Annotated in this window: 8 protein-coding genes; 5 read left to right on the top strand and 3 right to left on the bottom strand. The window is 67.9% G+C overall.

Going from position 1 to position 17,732, the window contains the following annotated elements; translation table 11 throughout:
* Positions 1–90: 90 nt before the first annotated feature.
* The 5 genes from KY661_RS01695 to KY661_RS01675 all read left to right on the top strand — a co-directional run bounded on the left by KY661_RS01695 (position 91) and on the right by KY661_RS01675 (position 12,474).
* Complete coding sequence (locus KY661_RS01695) at positions 91–6,636, top strand: non-ribosomal peptide synthetase (protein ID WP_225408514.1); 6,546 nt, start codon at positions 91–93, stop codon at positions 6,634–6,636.
* Positions 6,626–7,396 (top strand): aspartyl/asparaginyl beta-hydroxylase domain-containing protein, encoded by a 771-nt coding sequence (locus KY661_RS01690; RefSeq protein WP_225408513.1) that lies wholly within the window; start codon positions 6,626–6,628, stop codon positions 7,394–7,396. The genes KY661_RS01695 and KY661_RS01690 overlap by 11 nt, the downstream gene beginning before the upstream one ends.
* Before the next feature lie 78 nt (positions 7,397–7,474).
* A complete protein-coding gene (locus KY661_RS01685) occupies positions 7,475–8,824 on the top strand; it encodes a cytochrome P450 (protein WP_225408512.1) in 1,350 nt (449 codons plus the stop codon).
* Between the two features lie 15 nt (positions 8,825–8,839).
* Entirely contained in the window at positions 8,840–10,441 is a 1,602-nt protein-coding gene (locus KY661_RS01680) for a cyclic peptide export ABC transporter (RefSeq protein WP_225408511.1), read from the top strand.
* An 80-nt stretch (positions 10,442–10,521) separates the two neighbouring features.
* On the top strand, positions 10,522–12,474 hold the full coding sequence (locus KY661_RS01675; protein WP_398577125.1) for a glycosyltransferase family 2 protein: 1,953 nt from the start codon (positions 10,522–10,524) through the stop codon (positions 12,472–12,474).
* Between the two features lie 9 nt (positions 12,475–12,483).
* Here the strand turns inward: KY661_RS01675 and KY661_RS01670 are convergent, their stop codons facing one another.
* The 3 genes from KY661_RS01670 to KY661_RS01660 are packed head-to-tail and all read right to left on the bottom strand — an operon-like array spanning position 12,484 to position 17,557.
* The gene (locus KY661_RS01670; protein ID WP_225408509.1) at positions 12,484–13,893 is read right to left on the bottom strand and encodes a protoporphyrinogen/coproporphyrinogen oxidase; all 1,410 of its coding nucleotides are present in this window, start codon (positions 13,891–13,893) and stop codon (positions 12,484–12,486) included.
* Positions 13,894–13,896: 3 nt separating this feature from the next.
* Positions 13,897–15,522 (bottom strand): cyclic peptide export ABC transporter, encoded by a 1,626-nt coding sequence (locus KY661_RS01665; protein ID WP_225408508.1) that lies wholly within the window; start codon positions 15,520–15,522, stop codon positions 13,897–13,899.
* A 22-nt stretch (positions 15,523–15,544) separates the two neighbouring features.
* Positions 15,545–17,557: a fatty acyl-AMP ligase gene (locus KY661_RS01660; protein WP_225408507.1), complete on the bottom strand. Its 2,013-nt coding sequence runs from the start codon at positions 17,555–17,557 to the stop codon at positions 15,545–15,547.
* Between the last annotated feature and the right edge of the window lie 175 nt (positions 17,558–17,732).

The following is a 17,732-nucleotide window of genomic DNA, read 5'->3' as shown; positions in this document are numbered from 1 at the left end:
GATATGGTTTTATGACAGGTGGACCTGCCCTGGAATACCCCACAACCAGTATAGAAGCGCTCGAGCCCCACGCTCCAGAGCCAGAGACCCATGTCCGAAGACCCTCGCTCCAAGCTCTCTCCGACGAAGCTCGCGCTCCTGCGTGCCATGCAGCGCGGACAGCTCGCGGGGACGCAGGCCACCGTGCCAACGCCCGCTCCGGAGGCTCGCCCACAGCTCTCCTCGACCCAGGAGCGGCTGCTCTTCTTCGAGCAGCTCCACCCTGGCACCAGCGTGCAGAACCTCTGGAGCTTCTGGCGCCTGACGGGCCCACTGGAAGTGGCGGCGCTCCAGCGCGCGGTGGAGGCACTTGCCCAGCGGCATGATGCGCTGCGCATGTGCTTCGCCTTCGAAGACGGCCATCCCACCCTTGTGGTGGATCCGGCGCCCCGGCTGAAGGTGGCCGTCGTGGAGCTGGCCTCGCCGCCCACGCACGAGGAGCTGCTCCGGCTTGCCCGCGAACACGCGGAGGCCCCCTTCGAGCTCACACGCGGCCCCCTGGCGCGGATCATCCTGTGGCAGACGCGGGCACACGAGCACTGGTTGCTCCTGGTGGCGCATCACACCATCTTCGATGGCTGGTCACTCGGCCTCTTCCTCCAGGAGCTGAGCGCGTACTACCGGGCGTATACGGCAGGCCAACTCCCACCGGTCGAGTCCGGGCGGGGCTACGTCGAGGCCGTCCACAGGCAACGGACCACCCTTCGCCCCGAGGCGCTGAAGCGGCAACTGTCCTACTGGCGCGAGCAGTTGGGCGGGGGGGGGTCCGCGCTGCAGCTGCCGGGACAGCGGCCCGCGGCACGGAGCTTCGCGGGAGCGCTCTATCGCTTCGAAGTACCCGCAGCCCTCGCTGCCGAGGTGAAGGCGCTCGGCCGCTCGGAGAACACCACGGCCTTCGCCATCCTGCTCACGGCATTCCTCGCGGTGCTGCACCGCTTCAGCGGCGAGGCAGAGCTGGTGGTGGGCACGCCCGTCTCGGGGCGCCTGCACCCTGGCCTGGAGCAGGTGTTGGGCCCCTTCATCAACACGCTCGCCCTGCGCACGGACGTCTCAGGCAATCCCTCCTTCCGTGAACTCCTCTCGCGGGTGCGCGAACGGCTCGCGGGAGCCCTGGCGAATCAGGAACTCCCGTTCCAACAGGTGGTGGAGGCACTTCCTCGTGTCCGCACCGCGGGCCGGCAGCCGTTCCAGGCGATGTTCATCTTCCATAACCAGCCCTCCGCGGCCTTCTCCGCCGAAGGATTGGAGGTGAGCCGGGTGGAGCTGGATGCCACCACCTCGCAGTTCAGCCTGTGCCTGGAGGTGGAAGACGCTCCGGGTGGAATGCGGGCCGTGTTCCAGTACGGCACGGACATCCTGGAAGCATCCCTCGTGGCCCGGCTGGCAGAGGGCTTCCAGCGCCTGCTCACGGCGGCGGTGGCCGCCCCCAGACGCCGGCTCCTCGAGCTGCCCCTGCTCTCGGAGGCCGAGCGCCAGCAGCAGCTCATTGACTGGAACGCTACCGCCGCCCCCGTTCCCGCCTCCGACGTGGCCCAGGAGTTCGAGGCCCAGGCACGCGCCACCCCCGGTGCGGTGGCCCTGCGCTTTGGACACGAGGCGCTCACCTACCGTGAGCTGGATGCGCGCGCGAGCACCCTCGCGGCCCTGCTCGTACAGCTCGGCGCGGGCCCCGAGCACATCGTCGCCCTCTGCCTCCACCGCTCCGTGGAGATGGTGGTGGGCATGCTGGCCACGCTCAAGGCAGGCGCGGCCTACCTCCCCCTGGATCCCACCTACCCGCCCGCGCGGCTCGCCTTCATGCTCGAAGACAGCCGCGCCACCGTGCTCCTCACGGAGAACGCGCTCAAGCCGCTCCTTGCCCAGGTTTCCCTTCCCGTGTTGCTGCTGGACGCGCCGGACCGCTTCGACGGAGGGATGTCCACGCGCTCCGCTGCCGGGATTCCTGCCGAGAGCCTCGCCTATCTTATCTACACCTCTGGCTCCACCGGCACGCCCAAAGCGGTGATGGTGACGCGGCGCAACCTCGCCGCATTCCTCCCGGCCATGGACAGGTGCCTTCGAAGGGAGGGCCCGGGGGTGTGGCTGGCGGTCACCACGATTGCCTTCGACATCGCGGGGCTGGAGCTGCTCTGGAGTCTCACCCGCGGCTTCACCGTGGTGCTGGCCCCCGAACAGAATGGCCGCGCCCGGCGCCCAGGGGTCCCTCATGCGCCTCTGCCCGAACTCCTCTTGAACCACGGCGTCACCCACTTGCAGTGCACGCCCTCGCTCGCCTCTCTCCTCCTGGAGGACTCCAAGACCGCGCATGCGCTCGGGGGCTTGCGCACGCTCGTGCTGGGAGGAGAGGCCCTTCCCCCCGCCCTCGTATCGCAGCTGCGCCAGTGGACACGGGCGCGGATCCTCAACGCCTACGGTCCCACCGAAACGACCATCTGGTCGTCCACACACGAGGTGGCCGCCGCAGAGGAGCCCATCTCCATCGGCCAGCCCATCGCGAATACCGAGCTCTACGTCCTCGACGCAGCACTGACACCAGTGCCCATCGGGGCCGTGGGCGAGCTGTACATTGGCGGAGCGGGGGTGACACGGGGGTACTCCACGAGGCCAGAGCTGACCGCGGAGCGCTTCGTCCCGGAGCCGTTCTCGGGCCGGGCCGGCGCAAGGATGTACCGGACCGGAGATCGCGCGCGATACCGCCCGGACGGACGGGTGGACTTCCTCGGACGGGTGGATCACCAGGCCAAGCTGCGGGGCTTTCGCATTGAGCTGGGCGAGGTGGAGTCCGTGGTGGGCCAGCACCCTGGCGTGCGGCAGGCAGCCGTCCTGGTGCGCGAGGACACTCCAGGGGAACAACGGCTGGTGGCCTACTACGCGCCCACGGGGGAGCCCCCCTCTCCCGAGGCGCTGCGCGCCTTCATTCGGGAACGGCTCCCCGAGTACATGGTGCCCAGCGTCTGGATGTGCCTGGAGGAGCTGCCGCTCACGGACAACGGGAAGGTGAACCGGCGCGCGCTTCCCGTCCCGCAGGTTCCAGACGAGGCTGCCTCCGAGCCCCTGGCAACCCCTACCGAAGAGGTGGTGGCGCGCATCTGGGCGGAAGTGCTGCACCTGCCGCGTGTGCACCGGACCAGCTCCTTTTTCGAACTGGGGGGACACTCGCTGCTCGCCACCCGCACCATGGCGCGTCTCCGCGAGGCACTCGCGGTGGATGTCCCCCTCTCGCTGCTCTTCGAGAAGCCCGTGTTGGGAGAGCTGGCCGCAGCGCTCCAGGCGGCCGGGAAGACGTCGTCTCCCCCTTCGCCCAGGCGGCTGCCCCCGGACACCCGCCCCGTGCCCTCCCCAGGCCAAGAGCAGCTGTGGTTCCTGGACCAGCTTGAACCGGACAGCCCGCTCTACAACCATGACGTGATGATCCGCCTCGCGGGTCCGCTCGACGAGAAGGCGCTTCAGCGTGCCCTCCAGGAGATCGTCCACCGCCACGAGGTGCTTCGGACCCTCTTCACCCGCGATGAGGATCAGGTGAGGCCCGTGGTGCGTGCGGACATGGAGGTCCCCCTCGCAAGGGAGGACTTCTCCCAGGTGCCCACGGACGAGCGTCCGCAGGCACTCGAACGGGCCGCTGTGCTCCAGGCGCGCAGGCCCTTCTCTCTGGCCCACGGCCCCCTGCTGCGCTTCACCCTCTTCCGGCTGGCCGCGCATGAGCACGTCCTGCTGCTGGTCATCCACCACATCATCTGGGATGGGTGGTCCGCGGGCGTGCTGGCCCGTGAGCTGGGGGCGCTGTACGAAGAGTTCGCTGCCGGCCGGCCCTCGCCGCTGCCCGCCCTGCCGCTCCAGTACACCGACTATGCGGCCTGGCATCGCCAGGTGTTCTCGGGGAAGCACCTGGAGGCGGAGCAGGCCTTCTGGCGCCACGAACTGCCCGAGGCTCCCCGGCTGGAGTTGCCCACCGACTACCGGCGTCCGCCGAAGCAGCGCCTTGAGGGAGCCATCGAGCGAATCCAGTTGCCACGCCCGCTGGTGGCATCGCTGGAAGCAGTGGGCCAGCGCGAGGGGGCCACGCTCTTCATGACCCTGCTGGCCGCATTCCAGACGTTCCTCCACCGTCTTACGGGCCAGGAGGACATCCGGGTCGGCGCCCCCGTGGCCAACCGCGGCCGCCCCGAGTTGGAGGGGCTGCTCGGCTACTTCGTCAACACCCTGGTCTTCCGGGGAGAGCTGGGGGGAGAGCCCACCTTTCTGGAGCTGCTCCAACGGGTGCGTCAGACCGCGCTGAGCGTCTACGCCCACCAGGAGACGCCGTTTGCCCGGATCGTAGAGGCCCTCCGGCCCGAGCGGGACCTGAGCACCTCACCGCTCTTCCAGGTGATGCTCATCCTGCAGAATGCCCCCGTGGGCGAACTGCGCATGGGGGCGCTTCAGGTGGAACGGCTGGAGGTGCCCGTCACCACCGCCCGGTTCGATCTGACCCTGATGCTGGAGCCAACCCCCGAGGGCCTGAGTGGCTGGCTCAATTACGATACGGCCCTCTTCGAGGCGCGTACCATTCGCCGCTGGGTGGGGCAGCTCCAGGTCCTGCTCGAAGCGGTGGTGGCGCGGCCTGCATCCCGGCTTTCCGAACTCCCCTTGCTCTCCTCTCAGGAAATGGACCGCTTGCTTGCACCCATTTCCGAGCCGGAAAGCACCTTGGGTGACCTGTGCCTGCATGAACTCTTCGAGAGACATGCTCGGCAAACGCCAGACGCCCTTGCGGTCTGCTTCGAAGAGCGCTCGTGGACTTACGCCCAGCTTGAGGCACGCGCCAACCACTTGGCCCACGCGCTGATCGAACGCGGCGTGGCCTCGGGGGCCCGTGTGGCGCTCCTGTTGGAGACCGGCTTCGAGCAGGTCGCGGCGGGGCTCGCGGTGCTCAAGGCGGGGGGCGCCATGGTGTACCTCGATGTCCTTCACCCCGGGGGCCGTCTGGGGCAGATCCTCGATGATGTGGAGCCGGCCGGCCTCCTCTCGACGCCCTCGGCGCTCGCGACCCACCCAGAATTGGCGGCACGGGTGCCATGGGTGCTGGACGTGACGCAGGTGACCGGTCCGGCCGGCGCCGCGGGCCCCCCCGGGAGAGCCCGGCCAGAAGACGCGGCCTATCTCGTCTACACCTCGGGCTCCACGGGCCGCCCCAAGGGAATCGAGCAATCCCACCGCAGCTTCCGCCAGTTCCTGGAATGGCAGTCCGCCGAGTTCAGCATGGCGGCCCAGAAGCGGATCGCCATCTGGTCGCCCATCACCTACGACGCCTGCTACTGCGAGCTGCTGGGCGCGCTGTGCTTCGGCGCGACGGCGGTCCTGGCTCCGATGGAGGTCCGCGTCAGCCCTACTGCCATGAAGGACTGGCTGCGCCGCGAGCGCATCCATCTTTTGCAGACGGTGCCAAGCTTCGCCACGCGCTTGTTGGAGTCGTTGGAGCCCGCCGCGGCAGGCGCCGCGTTCCCGGAACTCCAGTATGTGCTCCTGTCGGGAGAGCCCCTGCCCGTTCCCTTCGCCCGCGCGTGGCTGGAGCGGCTGGGGCCGCGGCCCGCGTTGATCAACCTGTATGGGCCTACCGAGACGGTGCTTGCCACCCATTACGCCGTGCGCGAGGTCGCGGCCCACGCGAGATCCATCCCGGTGGGCGAGGCCATCGGCGGCAGACAGATCCTCCTGCTCGACGCGAACCAGCGCCCGGCGCCCCCTGGGGCCAAGGGCGAGGTCTACATCCGCAGCCGCTACCTCACGCGTGGCTACTTCCGGCGCGAGGAGGAAACGCGCAAGGTCTTCCTGCGCAATCCGCTCACGGGGCGAGAAGACGATCCCGTCTACCGGACCGGAGACTTCGCGCGGCTGAGCGCGGATGGAACGCTGGAGTTCTTCGGGCGCGCGGATCACCTGGTGAAGATCCGGGGCAACCGGGTGGAGCTGGGCGAGGTGGAGACCGTGCTCGCGCGCCACGAGGCGGTGGTGGAGTGCGCCGTGGTATTGCGGCTGGCCGAGAAGACGGAGGAGCCGCGCTTGGTGGCCTACATCGTGGCCACACGGGCACTCGCGACGGGGGAACTGCGCGAGTACCTCTCCCGTCAACTGCCTGCCTTCATGGTGCCCTCGTTCTTCATCCCGCTGGAGAAGCTGCCCCGCACGAGCACCCACAAGATCGACCGGTCCGCCCTTCCCGCGCCGGCCCTGCCAAGCCCCAGCCAGGAGGCGGGCTGGGTGGACCCCTCGGCCGGCTACGAGCGGAGGATCGCTGAAATCTGGCAGGAGGTGCTCGGATTGGAACGGGTGAGCGCGCACGACAACTTCTTCGACCTGGGAGGCCACTCGCTGCTGTTGGTCCAGGTCCAGGGACGGCTGGAGCGGGCGCTGGGGCAGCCGGTACCGCTCGTCATCCTGCTGCAACACCCCACGGTCAGCGCGCTGGCCCGGTGGTGCACGCAAGCCCCGCCGCCCCCCAGGGTGGAGCAGCACCAGAGCCAGGCGGAGAACCGGCGTGCCGCCATGAAGAGACTGATGGAGCGGCGCGCCTCTCCCCCCTCGAAGGGCAAATCCGGGAACGACAACGATGGACACTAAGAACATCCTCGAAGAGCTGACGCGCCGCTTCTCCAGCCAGGGGCTGGAGCGGGTGGAGGAGTGTCTCAAGTACATGAGTGGTGAGAAGACCCCGGTCTATCCCCACCCACACCAAGAGCCCACCCGGCTCTACTTCCCCGGCCTGAGTGCCAAGGCGTGGCACGACACGGCGGACTTTCCCTGGGTGGCGGACATCGAGCACTCGTGGCAAGCCGTCCTCGGCGAACTCCAAGGCCTCCAGGAGAGCAAGGCAGGCTTCTACCCCTACGAGGATCCCTACACCCTTGAGCTCGGTTGGAAGGGCTGGGACACCTATACGCTCTACCGTAAAGGCAAGCGGCACGAGAAGAACGCCGCCCGCTGTCCGCAGACCATTCAGCTGCTGGAGAAATCACCGCGCGGGGTACGCCAAGGCATGTTCACGCGCCTCAACCCAGGGGCGCACCTGACGCCCCACACGGGTGGCGTGAACGTGGTGCTCACCTGCCACCTGGGGTTGATCATCCCCGAGGGGTGCTCCATCCGCGTGGGAGATGACATCCGTGGCTGGACGCCGGGCAAGTGCCTCATCTTCGACGACAGCTTCATCCATGAGGTGTGGCACAAGGGCAGCGAGGTGCGGACCATTCTCCTGTGGGATATCTGGCACCCGGATCTCACCGAAGTGGAGATCCAAGCGCTCAACTACCTGTTTCCCATCTTCGACAAGTCGCTGCGCGGCGGTGATCGGGCGGCGGCCGGTGGAATGAAGCAGCGGTGAGCGGGGTGGCCCCTCCTGGAGGCACCGGACATTGAACGGACCTGAGCGGGCATGTAACTTCAGAGGCCAGGAGACCGCATGACCGGCCCCGCACGCGCAGCATTTCGTCTCGAAGGATGGCGCAAGCTGGAGTTCATGCGCCGGATGGCCGGGAACGCCCAGGAGGCGTTCCGGTGGATGCACGCCACGTACGGGAAGACCGTCGCGCTGCACATCCGGGGCGGAGAATATGTCTCCACCATTGAGCTCAGCAGCGTGCGGCGCGTGCTCAAGGACAATCACCAGAACTACAGCAAGGGCACCCAGTATACCGAGTTCGAGCCCTTGTGGGGGAAGGAGAACCTCCTCGCATCGCATGGCGAGGCCTGGGCACGTCATCGCCGCGTCGTGGCAGCCGAGTTCCACCCAGGCCACCTCGCGCACTACCAGCCACTGATCGTCCACCACACGCGGGCGCTGCTCGACTCGTACGCGCAAGGCTCGCGCACGGGCGAATCCTTCCCGCTCTACGAGGGGGTACGGTCGCTGATCATGCGCATCCTGTGTGAAAAGTGGTTCGGCGTACTGCCCGGCCCGGCCGTCCAGCGCATGGGCGCACTGCTCACCGAACTCACCGACATCGCCGGCGCGCGCGCATTCGTCCCCCTCAAGCTGCCGTTGTGGCTGCCCACGCCCACGCACGTCCGCTATCGCCGTCTGCTGGACGAACTCCAGGCCCTGCTTGCGCGCATCCTGCATGAGCACGGGGCCGAGGCTCAGGCCCGGATGAACCTGCTCGGCCAGATGCTGGCCGCCCAGAACGCCGAGCCCCGGCACGCCATGACCGAACAGGAGCTGCTCGGCAACCTCGTCGTGCTGTTGCTGGCCGCCTACGAGACACCGACCTTGGGGTGGACGCTCTACTTCATTGGCAAGTCCCCCCATGCCGCCGAACGCATCCAGGCGGAAGTCCAGCAGGTGCTGGGCGAGCGCGCCCCGGAGATGGAGGACCTGCCGCGCCTGCAATACGTGCGCATGTGCGTCGACGAGGGGATGCGAATGTTCACGGTTTCTCCCCTGCTGATACGCCAGGCCCTGGCCCATGATGAGCTTGGCGCCCATCCCATCGAGGCCGGAACCCACGTCGTGGTCCCCTCGTGTGTCCTCCATCAGGATCCAGAGCTGTGGCCCCGGCCGCACGAATTCCAGCCGGAGCGCTTCGCGGATCCAGCGAGCATTCCGCCCTACAGCTTCATGCCCTTTGGCAAGGGGGCTCGCGAATGCATTGGCAGCGCATTGGCGCGCCAGTTCAGCACGGCCATCGTGGCGATGCTGTTTCAGCGCTACACGTACACCCTCGAGCCGGGCTACGAGGCCCGGCCCAACAACAAGTTCACCCCCTATCCCCTGGGCAACGTCCCGGCGTACCTGCAGCCGCGGGCCGCGTAATCCCCTGGCCTGGACATGCTCCGGCTGCTCCTCGGCGAATCCCGGCGGCAAGTGCTGCTCTCCACCCTGGGCGGACTGGTGGCCGGTGCGGCCACGGCAGGCTTGCTCGAGCTCATCCACCAGGCGCTTGCCACCCCCGAGCCCCCGGCGTGGAGCGGATGGGCATTCGCGGGCCTGTGTGCCGTCTCCACCGGCACCCGGCTCCTCTCGGAGTTCTACATCCAGCGGAGCACCTTGGAGCTGGTTCACTCGCTGCGCCAGCGCCTCGCCCGCCGCCTCGCCGCCGCGCCCATTCAAGCCATCGAGGCACTCGGCGCCCCCACGCTGCTCGCTTCCGTGACGGACGATGTCATCCACATCTCGCAAGGCGTGCCCCACGCATGCGTCCTCCTGATGACCGCCCTTTTCCTGCTCGCATGCGTGCTCTACCTGGCCCTGCTGTCACCGGGCCTCCTGGGACTGCTTTTGCTGCTCGGCATCGGGGGCGCCGGGCTCTGGCGGTGGGTGATGAGCCGGGCCCAGTCCCGGCTCAAGCTCGCCCACGGTGCCAATGAGGCCCTGCACCACGCCCTACAAGGGCTGACGGAGGGCAGCCGGCAGCTCAAGCTGAGCCGGGCCAGCCGCGACGACTTCTTTTCGATGGCGGTGGAGCCCGCCGCCGAGCGTGCCCGGGCGCACCTGCAGCGGGCGCGCGGGTGGTACGCGGCCGCGGATGCGGGCTCCCAACTGCTCTTTTTCATCAGCCTCGGACTGCTCATCTCCCTGGGTGGACGTCTTCCCGGAGTCCGCGAGAGCGTGCTGCCCATGGCTTTGATGGTGCTCATGTTCGCGTTGGAGCCGCTCCGGCGCGCACTCTCCGGCCTGCCCCTGCTCGCGCAGGCGCAGGTTTCGCTGCGAAACCTGCGGCGCATTGAAGCCGCGCTGGAGCACGCGGCGCCCGAAGCCCGGCCGCTCACATCCCCGGCTCGCCTCGCCTGGCGCCAGCTGGAGCTGCGCGGCATCCAACTGCGCCATCCTGAAGCCCGGGAGCGAGGCTTCCAGCTCGGCCCCCTCGATCTCGTGCTACGCCCTGGCGAGCTGGTCTTCCTCGTGGGAGGCAACGGCCACGGCAAATCGACCTTGGGGAAGATCCTCACCGGCCTCTACATCCCGGATGCCGGACACATCGCATTGGATGGCGAGCGCATCACCGCCAACAACCGCGAGTGGTACCGGCAACACTTCTCGGTGGTCTTCTCGGACCACTACCTGTTCGAGGATCTCCATGCGCGCGACGCGGCGCTCGACACCCGGGCACGCGAGTACCTGGCCCTTCTCGGCGTGGAGTCCAAAGTGAGCGTGCGCGGGGGGACTTTCTCCACCACGGCGCTGTCTCAAGGCCAGCGCAAGCGGCTCGCCCTCGCCGCCGCGCTGGTGGAAGACCGGCCCCTCTACGTGCTCGACGAGTGGGCCGCCGAGCAAGATCCGGTGTTCAAGCAGACCTTCTACGAGCACATCCTCCCGGCCCTGCGGGCGCAGGGCAAGACCCTGCTGGTCATCAGCCACGATGACCGCTACTTCCATCTGGCCGACCGCCTCCTGGAACTGGTGGACGGAGCACTGCATGAGCGCTCCTGAGCGCTTCTTCACCCTTCTGGGTCCTGTCCATTAGGCTGCGGCGCATGCAAACGGCCCCAACGCCTCGCGTTTCGATTCTGATGCCGACGTACCGCCAGTCGTCCTTCATTCGCCGGGCACTGGAGGGACTGCGCGCTCAACGCTTCCAGGACTGGGAACTCATCATCTTGGATGACGGCTCCGATGATGACACGCAGCAGGTGCTTCAGCCCTACCTCGGCGAGCCACGCATCCGCTACCACCGCCTGGAGCGCAACAGCGGGCTGGGCCATGCGCTGGGCCTGGCGGCATCCATGGCGCACGGCCAGTACATCGCATACCTGCCGTCTGACGACGTGTACTACCCAGAGCACCTGGAGCGGCTGGCGGCAGTGCTCGATGCGCGCCCGGACATCTACCTGGCCTATGGCGGCGTGCACTGGACCGTCCGCTCCGCGTACAGCGACCAGATCGGCCGGGGCCAGTACTGGACGAACGACCGCCATGAGCCCACGCTCCTGGGCTCCGTGCCGGAGAACACCGAGGCGGATGTCCTCGAGCGGGTAAGCGATCAGCCCGAGGACAACAACTTGCTGGCGCTGGTCCAGGTGATGCACCGGCGAACCCTGGAATCAGCGCAGCACTGGCCGCCACGCTCGGAGATTGTCTCCGACCGGCTCGAGGCCAACTTCTGGCGGGGCTTGCTGTCGCGAGGCGCCCGCTTCGCCTACTCGGGCGCTGTCAGCTGCGAGCGGGTGCTGCACACGGAGAACCACAGCAACCTCATCCTCAACGTCCTGCAGGGCGGGCTGTCGCGTTACCGTGAGCACTACGGCATCGCCCAGGGCGAGGCCCTCAACTGGCAGCCTTCCCGGGGCTTCCCCGTGGACGAGCGCGTGGCCTATGCGCGCTGGCGCACGCCCCGCCCGCCGCCTGCACGCCGGGGGCTGAAGATCCTCCTGGTGGGAGAGCTCGGTTTCAACGCCGAGCGGATCCTCGCGTTCGAGGAGCAAGGCCACACGCTGTCTGCCTTGTGGTCGCGCGCGGAGATCTGGGACACGGCGGGCACCACCGCGTATGGCCACATCGAGAACATCCCCGCCGACTCGCGCTGGCGCGAGCGGGTGCGGGAGATTCAGCCCGACATCATCTACGCCCTGCTGAACTGGCAGGCCCTGCCCCTGATTGACACCGTGCTGGACGCGCGGCTGGGCATCCCCATGGCGTTCCACTTCAAGGAGGCACCGTTCTTTTGCTACCAGCGGGGGCTCTGGCCGACGCTGATGCGCGTGCTCTCCCAGAGCGACGGGCAGATCCTCATCAATGAGGAGTCCTTCGAGTGGTACCAGTACGCCACGGATGGGATGCTCCAGCGCGACAACGTCCTCATCCAGGACGGAGACCTGGTCAAGCGGGAATGGATGACGGACGAATGGGCGCCGAAGCTGTCGGACCAGGATGGACAGCTACACACCGTGTGCACGGGCCGCCCCCTCGGCCTGGATCCTCGCGAAAGCGCCAAGGCCGGCGAGTTCGTCATGTCCATTCTCCAGGCAGGCATCCATGTGCACCTGTACGGAGGAGCCTTCTTCCAGAACGCGCCCCGGGAGTTCCTCGATCAACTCAGGGCGAGCGGGTTGGTCCACACGCACCCCCCCGTGGGCCCGGCGGACTGGGTGCGCGTGCTCTCCCAGTATGACGCCGCCTGGTGTCACATCTTCACGAGCTCCAACCAGGGAGAGCTGCGCCGCGCGGACTGGATCGACCTCAACCTGCCGGCGCGCCTGGGAACCTACGCTTCGGCGGGCTTGCCGTGGATCCTCAGGGACAACAGCCACTCGCGGGTAGCCCTCGACACGCTGGCCCGGCGGCTCGACGTGGGCATCTTCGTCAACAACGGAGCGGACCTGGCGCGGCAGCTGCGCGACCGGCCACGGCTCCAGCAACTGTCTCGCAACATGCGTGAGGCCCGAAGCACCTTCTGCTTCGATGACCAGCTGCCACCGCTCGTGGACTTCTTCCACCGGCTCATCGCTCGCCGCCGCAGCGCTTGAGCCCTGCCCTCAGCCCTTCGCCAGAAAGATGCCGGAGTTGGCCCGGTTTGGGTCCGGGTAGGTCACCTCGGGTTTGCCCAGCATGAGCCGGTCCGCGAGCTCCACGCCCTGCATGAAGGAATGGTCCTGGTTGCCAGCCTCGTACTTCCAACCGCCGAACCGCCCGCGTGAGTACACGCGCCGGGCCTCCAGCGCCGGGTGGATCTGGGCGAGAACCTCGTCACGGCCGGTGAAGGGCGTGGGGTAGCCGTGCTCCAGGCGCATGTGCCAACGGCTCACCACTTCGGCACCGGGTGAGATCAGCGCATCGCGCCGCATGGCGTCCACCGTCCATTCCATCAGGCCGCGCGCGGGCAGCGGCCGGTCCGCGGACTCGCAGACCTCGGCCATGAGGGACCAGTAGCCGTCCCCCTCGGGCACGAGGTGCGGCGAGTAGTTCGAGAACACCGTCACCCGGTAATAGGGGCTGTGTTCCTCGGGGAAGTACATCCAGCACTTGTTCGTGAGGCTCTCCGGCTTGCCATGCCGGAGGCCCACGCCGAGCACGTGCACGGAGCTGTAGCGCATCTGGCTCCCCGCCCGCCGGACCTCGGGCGGCAGCGGCTCGCAAATGCGCGAGAGGACATCAATGGGCAGCGTGGAGATGAGCGTGTCGTAGCCCAAGCGCCTGCCGTCCTCCAGGACGGCCACCCGCGCGTCGAGTTCGAGCCGCACAACATGACACCCGGCGGACAGATGTTCCGGACCGATCAGGCCGACAACCCCCTTCCAGATGGCGCCCGTGCCGCCGCGCAGCGGGAAGCGGAAGCGGTTGTTGGGCCCCCAGGAGACATCGTCCCGCTGCTCACGGATGTTGCGCTCGATGCGCTCCAGGTCCGGGACGGCCACCCGCTCGCCCATCCAGCCCACCCCCATGGCGGAGGGCGGGCAGCCCCAGACCTTGGTGTTGTACGGGGACATGAAGAGGTCGCAGAGCGCCCGGCCGAAGTTGCGCTCGAGCCACTCCCCGAAGTGTGCAGGCGGCACGCCGCTCACGCGGGACCGGGCGGCGTGCCGCAAGCCGTCGAGCACCCGCTCCCGGTCCTGCGCATCCAGTCTGTGGATGTTGTTCTGGAAGGGATAGGGAATGAACCGCTCCTTGAGCCATACCCACGACTCGCGCTCGTGCCAGAGCCACTCCTTGAGCGCCAGTTCCAGGACGGAGTCGTAATAGGCGTAGTGGCTGAATTGCACATGGCCGCCCAGATCCCAGGTGAAGCCCTGGGAATCCACGTGGCTCGCCGCGAGTCCGCCGGGACCGGGGCCCTGCTCGAGCAGTTGGAAGTCCGTCATGCCCAACTCCTGGAGCCGGTAGGCCGCTCCAAGACCGGTGGGTCCGGCACCAAGAATGAGCACCCTTCCGGGATCATTCACGTTCATGGGTCACTGCCTCGCTGGGGATGCGATCGATGCTTCGCGAAAACGTCCATTCTCGAGTGTCAGGACGCGATCCGCGTTGGCGAAATAACGGTCGTCGTGGGTGACAATCAGCACGCCCTTGCCGCGCGCCTTCAGCTCTGGGACGAGCTGCCGGTAAAAGAAATCCTTGAAGCCTGGAGCCAGCTCGGCGGCGGGCTCGTCGTAGACGGCGAGGGGCTTGTCCTCAAGGAGGGAGACGAGCAAGGCCAAGCGCTTGCGCTGCCCTTGCGAGAGCTGCGTCGTCGAGAAGTGGCGCCCATGCAGCCGCACCTCTCCCTCAAGCCCCAGCCGGGTCAGATGCGTGCGCGCCTCCTCCTCCAGTGAAGGGCCGCTGATTCCGTAGAGGCCATCGAAGAGGTGGTGGTCAGAGAAGACGGCCGAGAAGTGTTGCTGGTACCATTCGAGATCCGCATCAGTGATGAGCCGGCCATCCAAGACGATCTCGCCGCTCTCGGGACGGTAAAGGCCGGTGAGGAGCTTGAGCAACGTCGACTTGCCGCTGCCGTTGCCGCCAGCGATGAAGACGACCTCGCCCGGGTGCAGGGTGAAATCGATGGGGCCGAGAACGAAGGTGCGCTCGCCCCCCTGAACGTACCCGTGTGACACCCCGCGAAGTTCGAGCCGCCGCCACGATGCGCCAGGCACGGGGGGCGGAGGCGCGCCTGCGGACGGGGCCGGCGACAGGCCGAGCCGCTCAAGGCTGTCCAGCGCCACGGAAGCACGCGAAAGTTGATGCACGGCGAGCAGCACCTCTCCGAGTGGCAGCATCAGGTACAAGAGCGTGACGGTGGCCGCGGCCCTGACCGGGGGCTCCACCCAGCCTGCCCGGGGTGCCACGAAGAGCACCAGGCCAATGCTCCCCAGGAACAGCAGCGAGCCCCACTGTCCTCCGGCCACGAACAGGCGGATGGCAGCCCAGAGCTGGTCGCGCAGGGCACGCACGTTGTCCCCGAACCGGCCCAGGAGAAAGGCCTCGCGCCGGCCCGCATGGAGCTTGAGCTGCTTGCTGCCCGCGACGAGCGCGCGCAGGTGCTCGTGCAGGATCCCCTGGGACCGATGGGCCTCCTCGAAGCGGCGGACGCCCTCGGATGCAAGCGCCCGGTAGGTGACGGTCCCCAGCGCCAGGACGAGCGACAGGACCATCAGCAAAGGAAGGGACACCATGCCCAGGATGAGCAGGCAGGCCGCCACCAGCACGAGGTTCACCACCAGCGAGGAGACGAAGGACAGCGCCTGAGCAATGAGCGTGACGTCCTCGGTGAGGGCCGACAACAGCCGGGCAGGCCCTACCTCTTCGAGCTGGCGCAGGGGGGCGGCCAGCAGATGACGGCCCAGTTGCATCCGCAGGTCGAAGACCGCCTTCAGCGAACTCCGGATGAAGAGCTGCTCCGAGGCCACCTTCGTCAGGAACATCGCGCCGCACAGGGCGAAGAAGACCTCCAACGCAAGGCCCCCCGGCTCCGGACGGGAGGCCCAACGCCCCACGAGGGCCAGCAGCCCGGCGGTCATGAGCCCCGAGACCAGCCCGGCCAAGGCCGAGAGCAGTACCCCGGCCGGGGCCCGGCGCAGGAGGAACGCAATCAGGCTCACCCGGTCCTCCGGCCGCCGCGGCTCACGAGCCCTGGACCTTGCTCATGCGCGCCAGCAGTGCCTCGGCCTCGGAGTCCGACAACCCCTCCAGCTTGCGCAACAACTGAGCATCCACCGCGCGGGCCAGTCCTCGCACGGTCAGGTCCGCCATCGCCTCCTCCAGACTGATCTGAACCTGAAACACTTCCCCGAGCCGGTTGACCGACTGCGCGGCGAGCACGGAATCACCGCCCAGTGCGTAGAAGCTGGCTCCGGGGCCTACCTGCTCGACGCGCAGCCCAAGCAGCTCCGCCCAGATGCCGGCGATGACCTGCTCCGTCTCGGTACCGGGAGCCTCCTGGGCCACGCTGGCCTCGTGCGCATCGAAGCGCAGTTCGCCCACGGCCTTGAGCGTGCCCGCGAGGAAGGCCTTCTTGCAGTCCTGCCGCCGGATCTTCCCACTGGACGTTTTGAGGATGCTCTTGGGCTCGATGAGCACGACGGCCGCCACCGGGATGGCATGGGTGGTGGTGATGGCTTGGCGGATTGCCTCCGCCGCCTCGGCGGCATTCGAGGTGGCCGGATCGGCCACCTCCTGGACGATGACCACCTGCTCCTCTCCGTCACGCTCCAGCCCGAACGCGGCCCCACATCCCGAGCGCAATCCCGGATAGCTGGACTCGGCCGTGGCCTCGAGATCATTCGCGTAGTGGTTACGCCCGTGGACGATGAGCATGTCCTTGAGCCTTCCCACGACAAAGAGCTCGCCGGCGCGCAGAAAGCCCAGGTCTCCGGTGCGCAGGTAGGGCCCCTCCCCGCTCGCCAAACGCGCCTCGAAGGTGGCCGCGCTCTCGGCGGACTGCCAGTAGGAATCGGCGACGCAGGCATTGGAGATCCAGATCTCCCCAATGCCGCCCGGGGCGCATGGCACCCGCGTCTCCGGCTCGACCACCCGGACGTCGCCCAGCATCAAACTGCCACTGCTCACGAGGGTCACAGCTTCCGGAGAGCCCGCCGGAAGCGCCAGGGCCTCACGCCGCTCCAGCGCCCGCCGATCAAAGCTGACGAACACCGGGCGGCCCGCGGACACGGCGAGCGTCGCCTCGGCGAGGCCGTAGCACGGCAGAAAGCTGTTCTCGCGGAAGCCGGAGGGAGCATAGGCCCGGGCGAAGCGCTCCAGGGTCGCGGCACGCAAGGGCTCCGCGCCGTTATAGGCCACCTGCCAGCAGCTCAGGTCGAGCGCCGCCGCCCGCTCGGGCTGAAATCTGCGCACGCACAGCTCGTAGGCGAAGTTTGGCCCCCCACTCGTGGTCGCCCGGTAGCGCGAGATGGCCTCCAGCCACCGCAGGGGCGAGCCGAGGAAATCAAACGGCGACATCAGGACGCAGTGCCCCCCCAGATACATGGGTTGAAGCACATTCCCGATGAGCCCCATGTCGTGGTAGAGCGGCAGCCACCCCACGACGACCGTCTTCTCCCCGTGCCCGAAGGCCTTGCGGATGAAGTCCTCCTGCACCATGAGGTTGTCGTGAGTGACGCGCACCCCCTTGGGAGCGCGGGTGGAGCCCGAGGTGTATTGGAGAAAAGCCACTGAGCGGCCCTCGATCTCGGGCCGATGCCAGCGGGCGCTGTCGTCCTCCAGGTCATCGGTACTCAGCCACGCCAGCGTCTTGAGCACCTCCGAGGACCCCAGCAGCGGTTCGGCGAATCCCAGAATGGCCGAGGTGGTGAGGGCCACGGCTGCACCTGAGTCCGCGGCCACTCGCTCGAGCCCCGCGGGGGATTTGCCTGGCAGGGGGGGGAAGACGGGCACCGCCACCCTACCCGCGTAAAGGCAGCCGTAGAACGCCGCAATGAACTCCAGGCCCGGAGGATAGACCAGCAGCGCCCGCCCACCGGCGGGAAGCCGGGTCCGAAGCACGTTGGCGATGGTGCGGGCCTTGCGGTCGAGCTGTCCATACGTGATCTGGAGTTCCTCACGCTCGCCGTCCACCAGGAAGGTGTAGGCCAGGGCGTCCGGCTGACGCTCGCTCCACCCCCGGAGGACATCGGCCAAGGTCTCGTGACGCGCGGACGGTGCTCGGCTGAGAAGTGAATTCATGGTGTGTTGGAGCGCAGGGTACTGGGCAGTTCCAGGTGGAGGCAATGATAGGATCCCTCCTGAGCAGGATTCGCGAGTAGCCGCCCGGCGGGCCCGTCACAGAAAAGGCTGCGGCGCGGCAAGCAGCCTA

Origin of the sequence: Allostigmatella hybrida, assembly GCF_020103775.1 — a bacterium.
In the GTDB taxonomy this organism is placed as follows: domain Bacteria; phylum Myxococcota; class Myxococcia; order Myxococcales; family Myxococcaceae; genus Hyalangium; species Hyalangium aurantiaca.
This window is presented reverse-complemented; position numbering and strand designations above follow the sequence as displayed.

Bases quoted from the DNA above. Each gene is read 5' to 3' on its own strand.
- KY661_RS01695 (WP_225408514.1), top strand. From the start codon at position 91: ATGTCCGAAGACCCTCGCTCCAAGCTCTCTCCGACGAAGCTCGCGCTC.
- KY661_RS01690 (WP_225408513.1), top strand. From the start codon at position 6,626: ATGGACACTAAGAACATCCTCGAAGAGCTGACGCGCCGCTTCTCCAGC.
- KY661_RS01685 (WP_225408512.1), top strand. From the start codon at position 7,475: ATGACCGGCCCCGCACGCGCAGCATTTCGTCTCGAAGGATGGCGCAAG.
- KY661_RS01680 (WP_225408511.1), top strand. From the start codon at position 8,840: ATGCTCCGGCTGCTCCTCGGCGAATCCCGGCGGCAAGTGCTGCTCTCC.
- KY661_RS01675 (WP_398577125.1), top strand. From the start codon at position 10,522: ATGCCGACGTACCGCCAGTCGTCCTTCATTCGCCGGGCACTGGAGGGA.
- KY661_RS01670 (WP_225408509.1), bottom strand. From the start codon at position 13,893: ATGAACGTGAATGATCCCGGAAGGGTGCTCATTCTTGGTGCCGGACCC.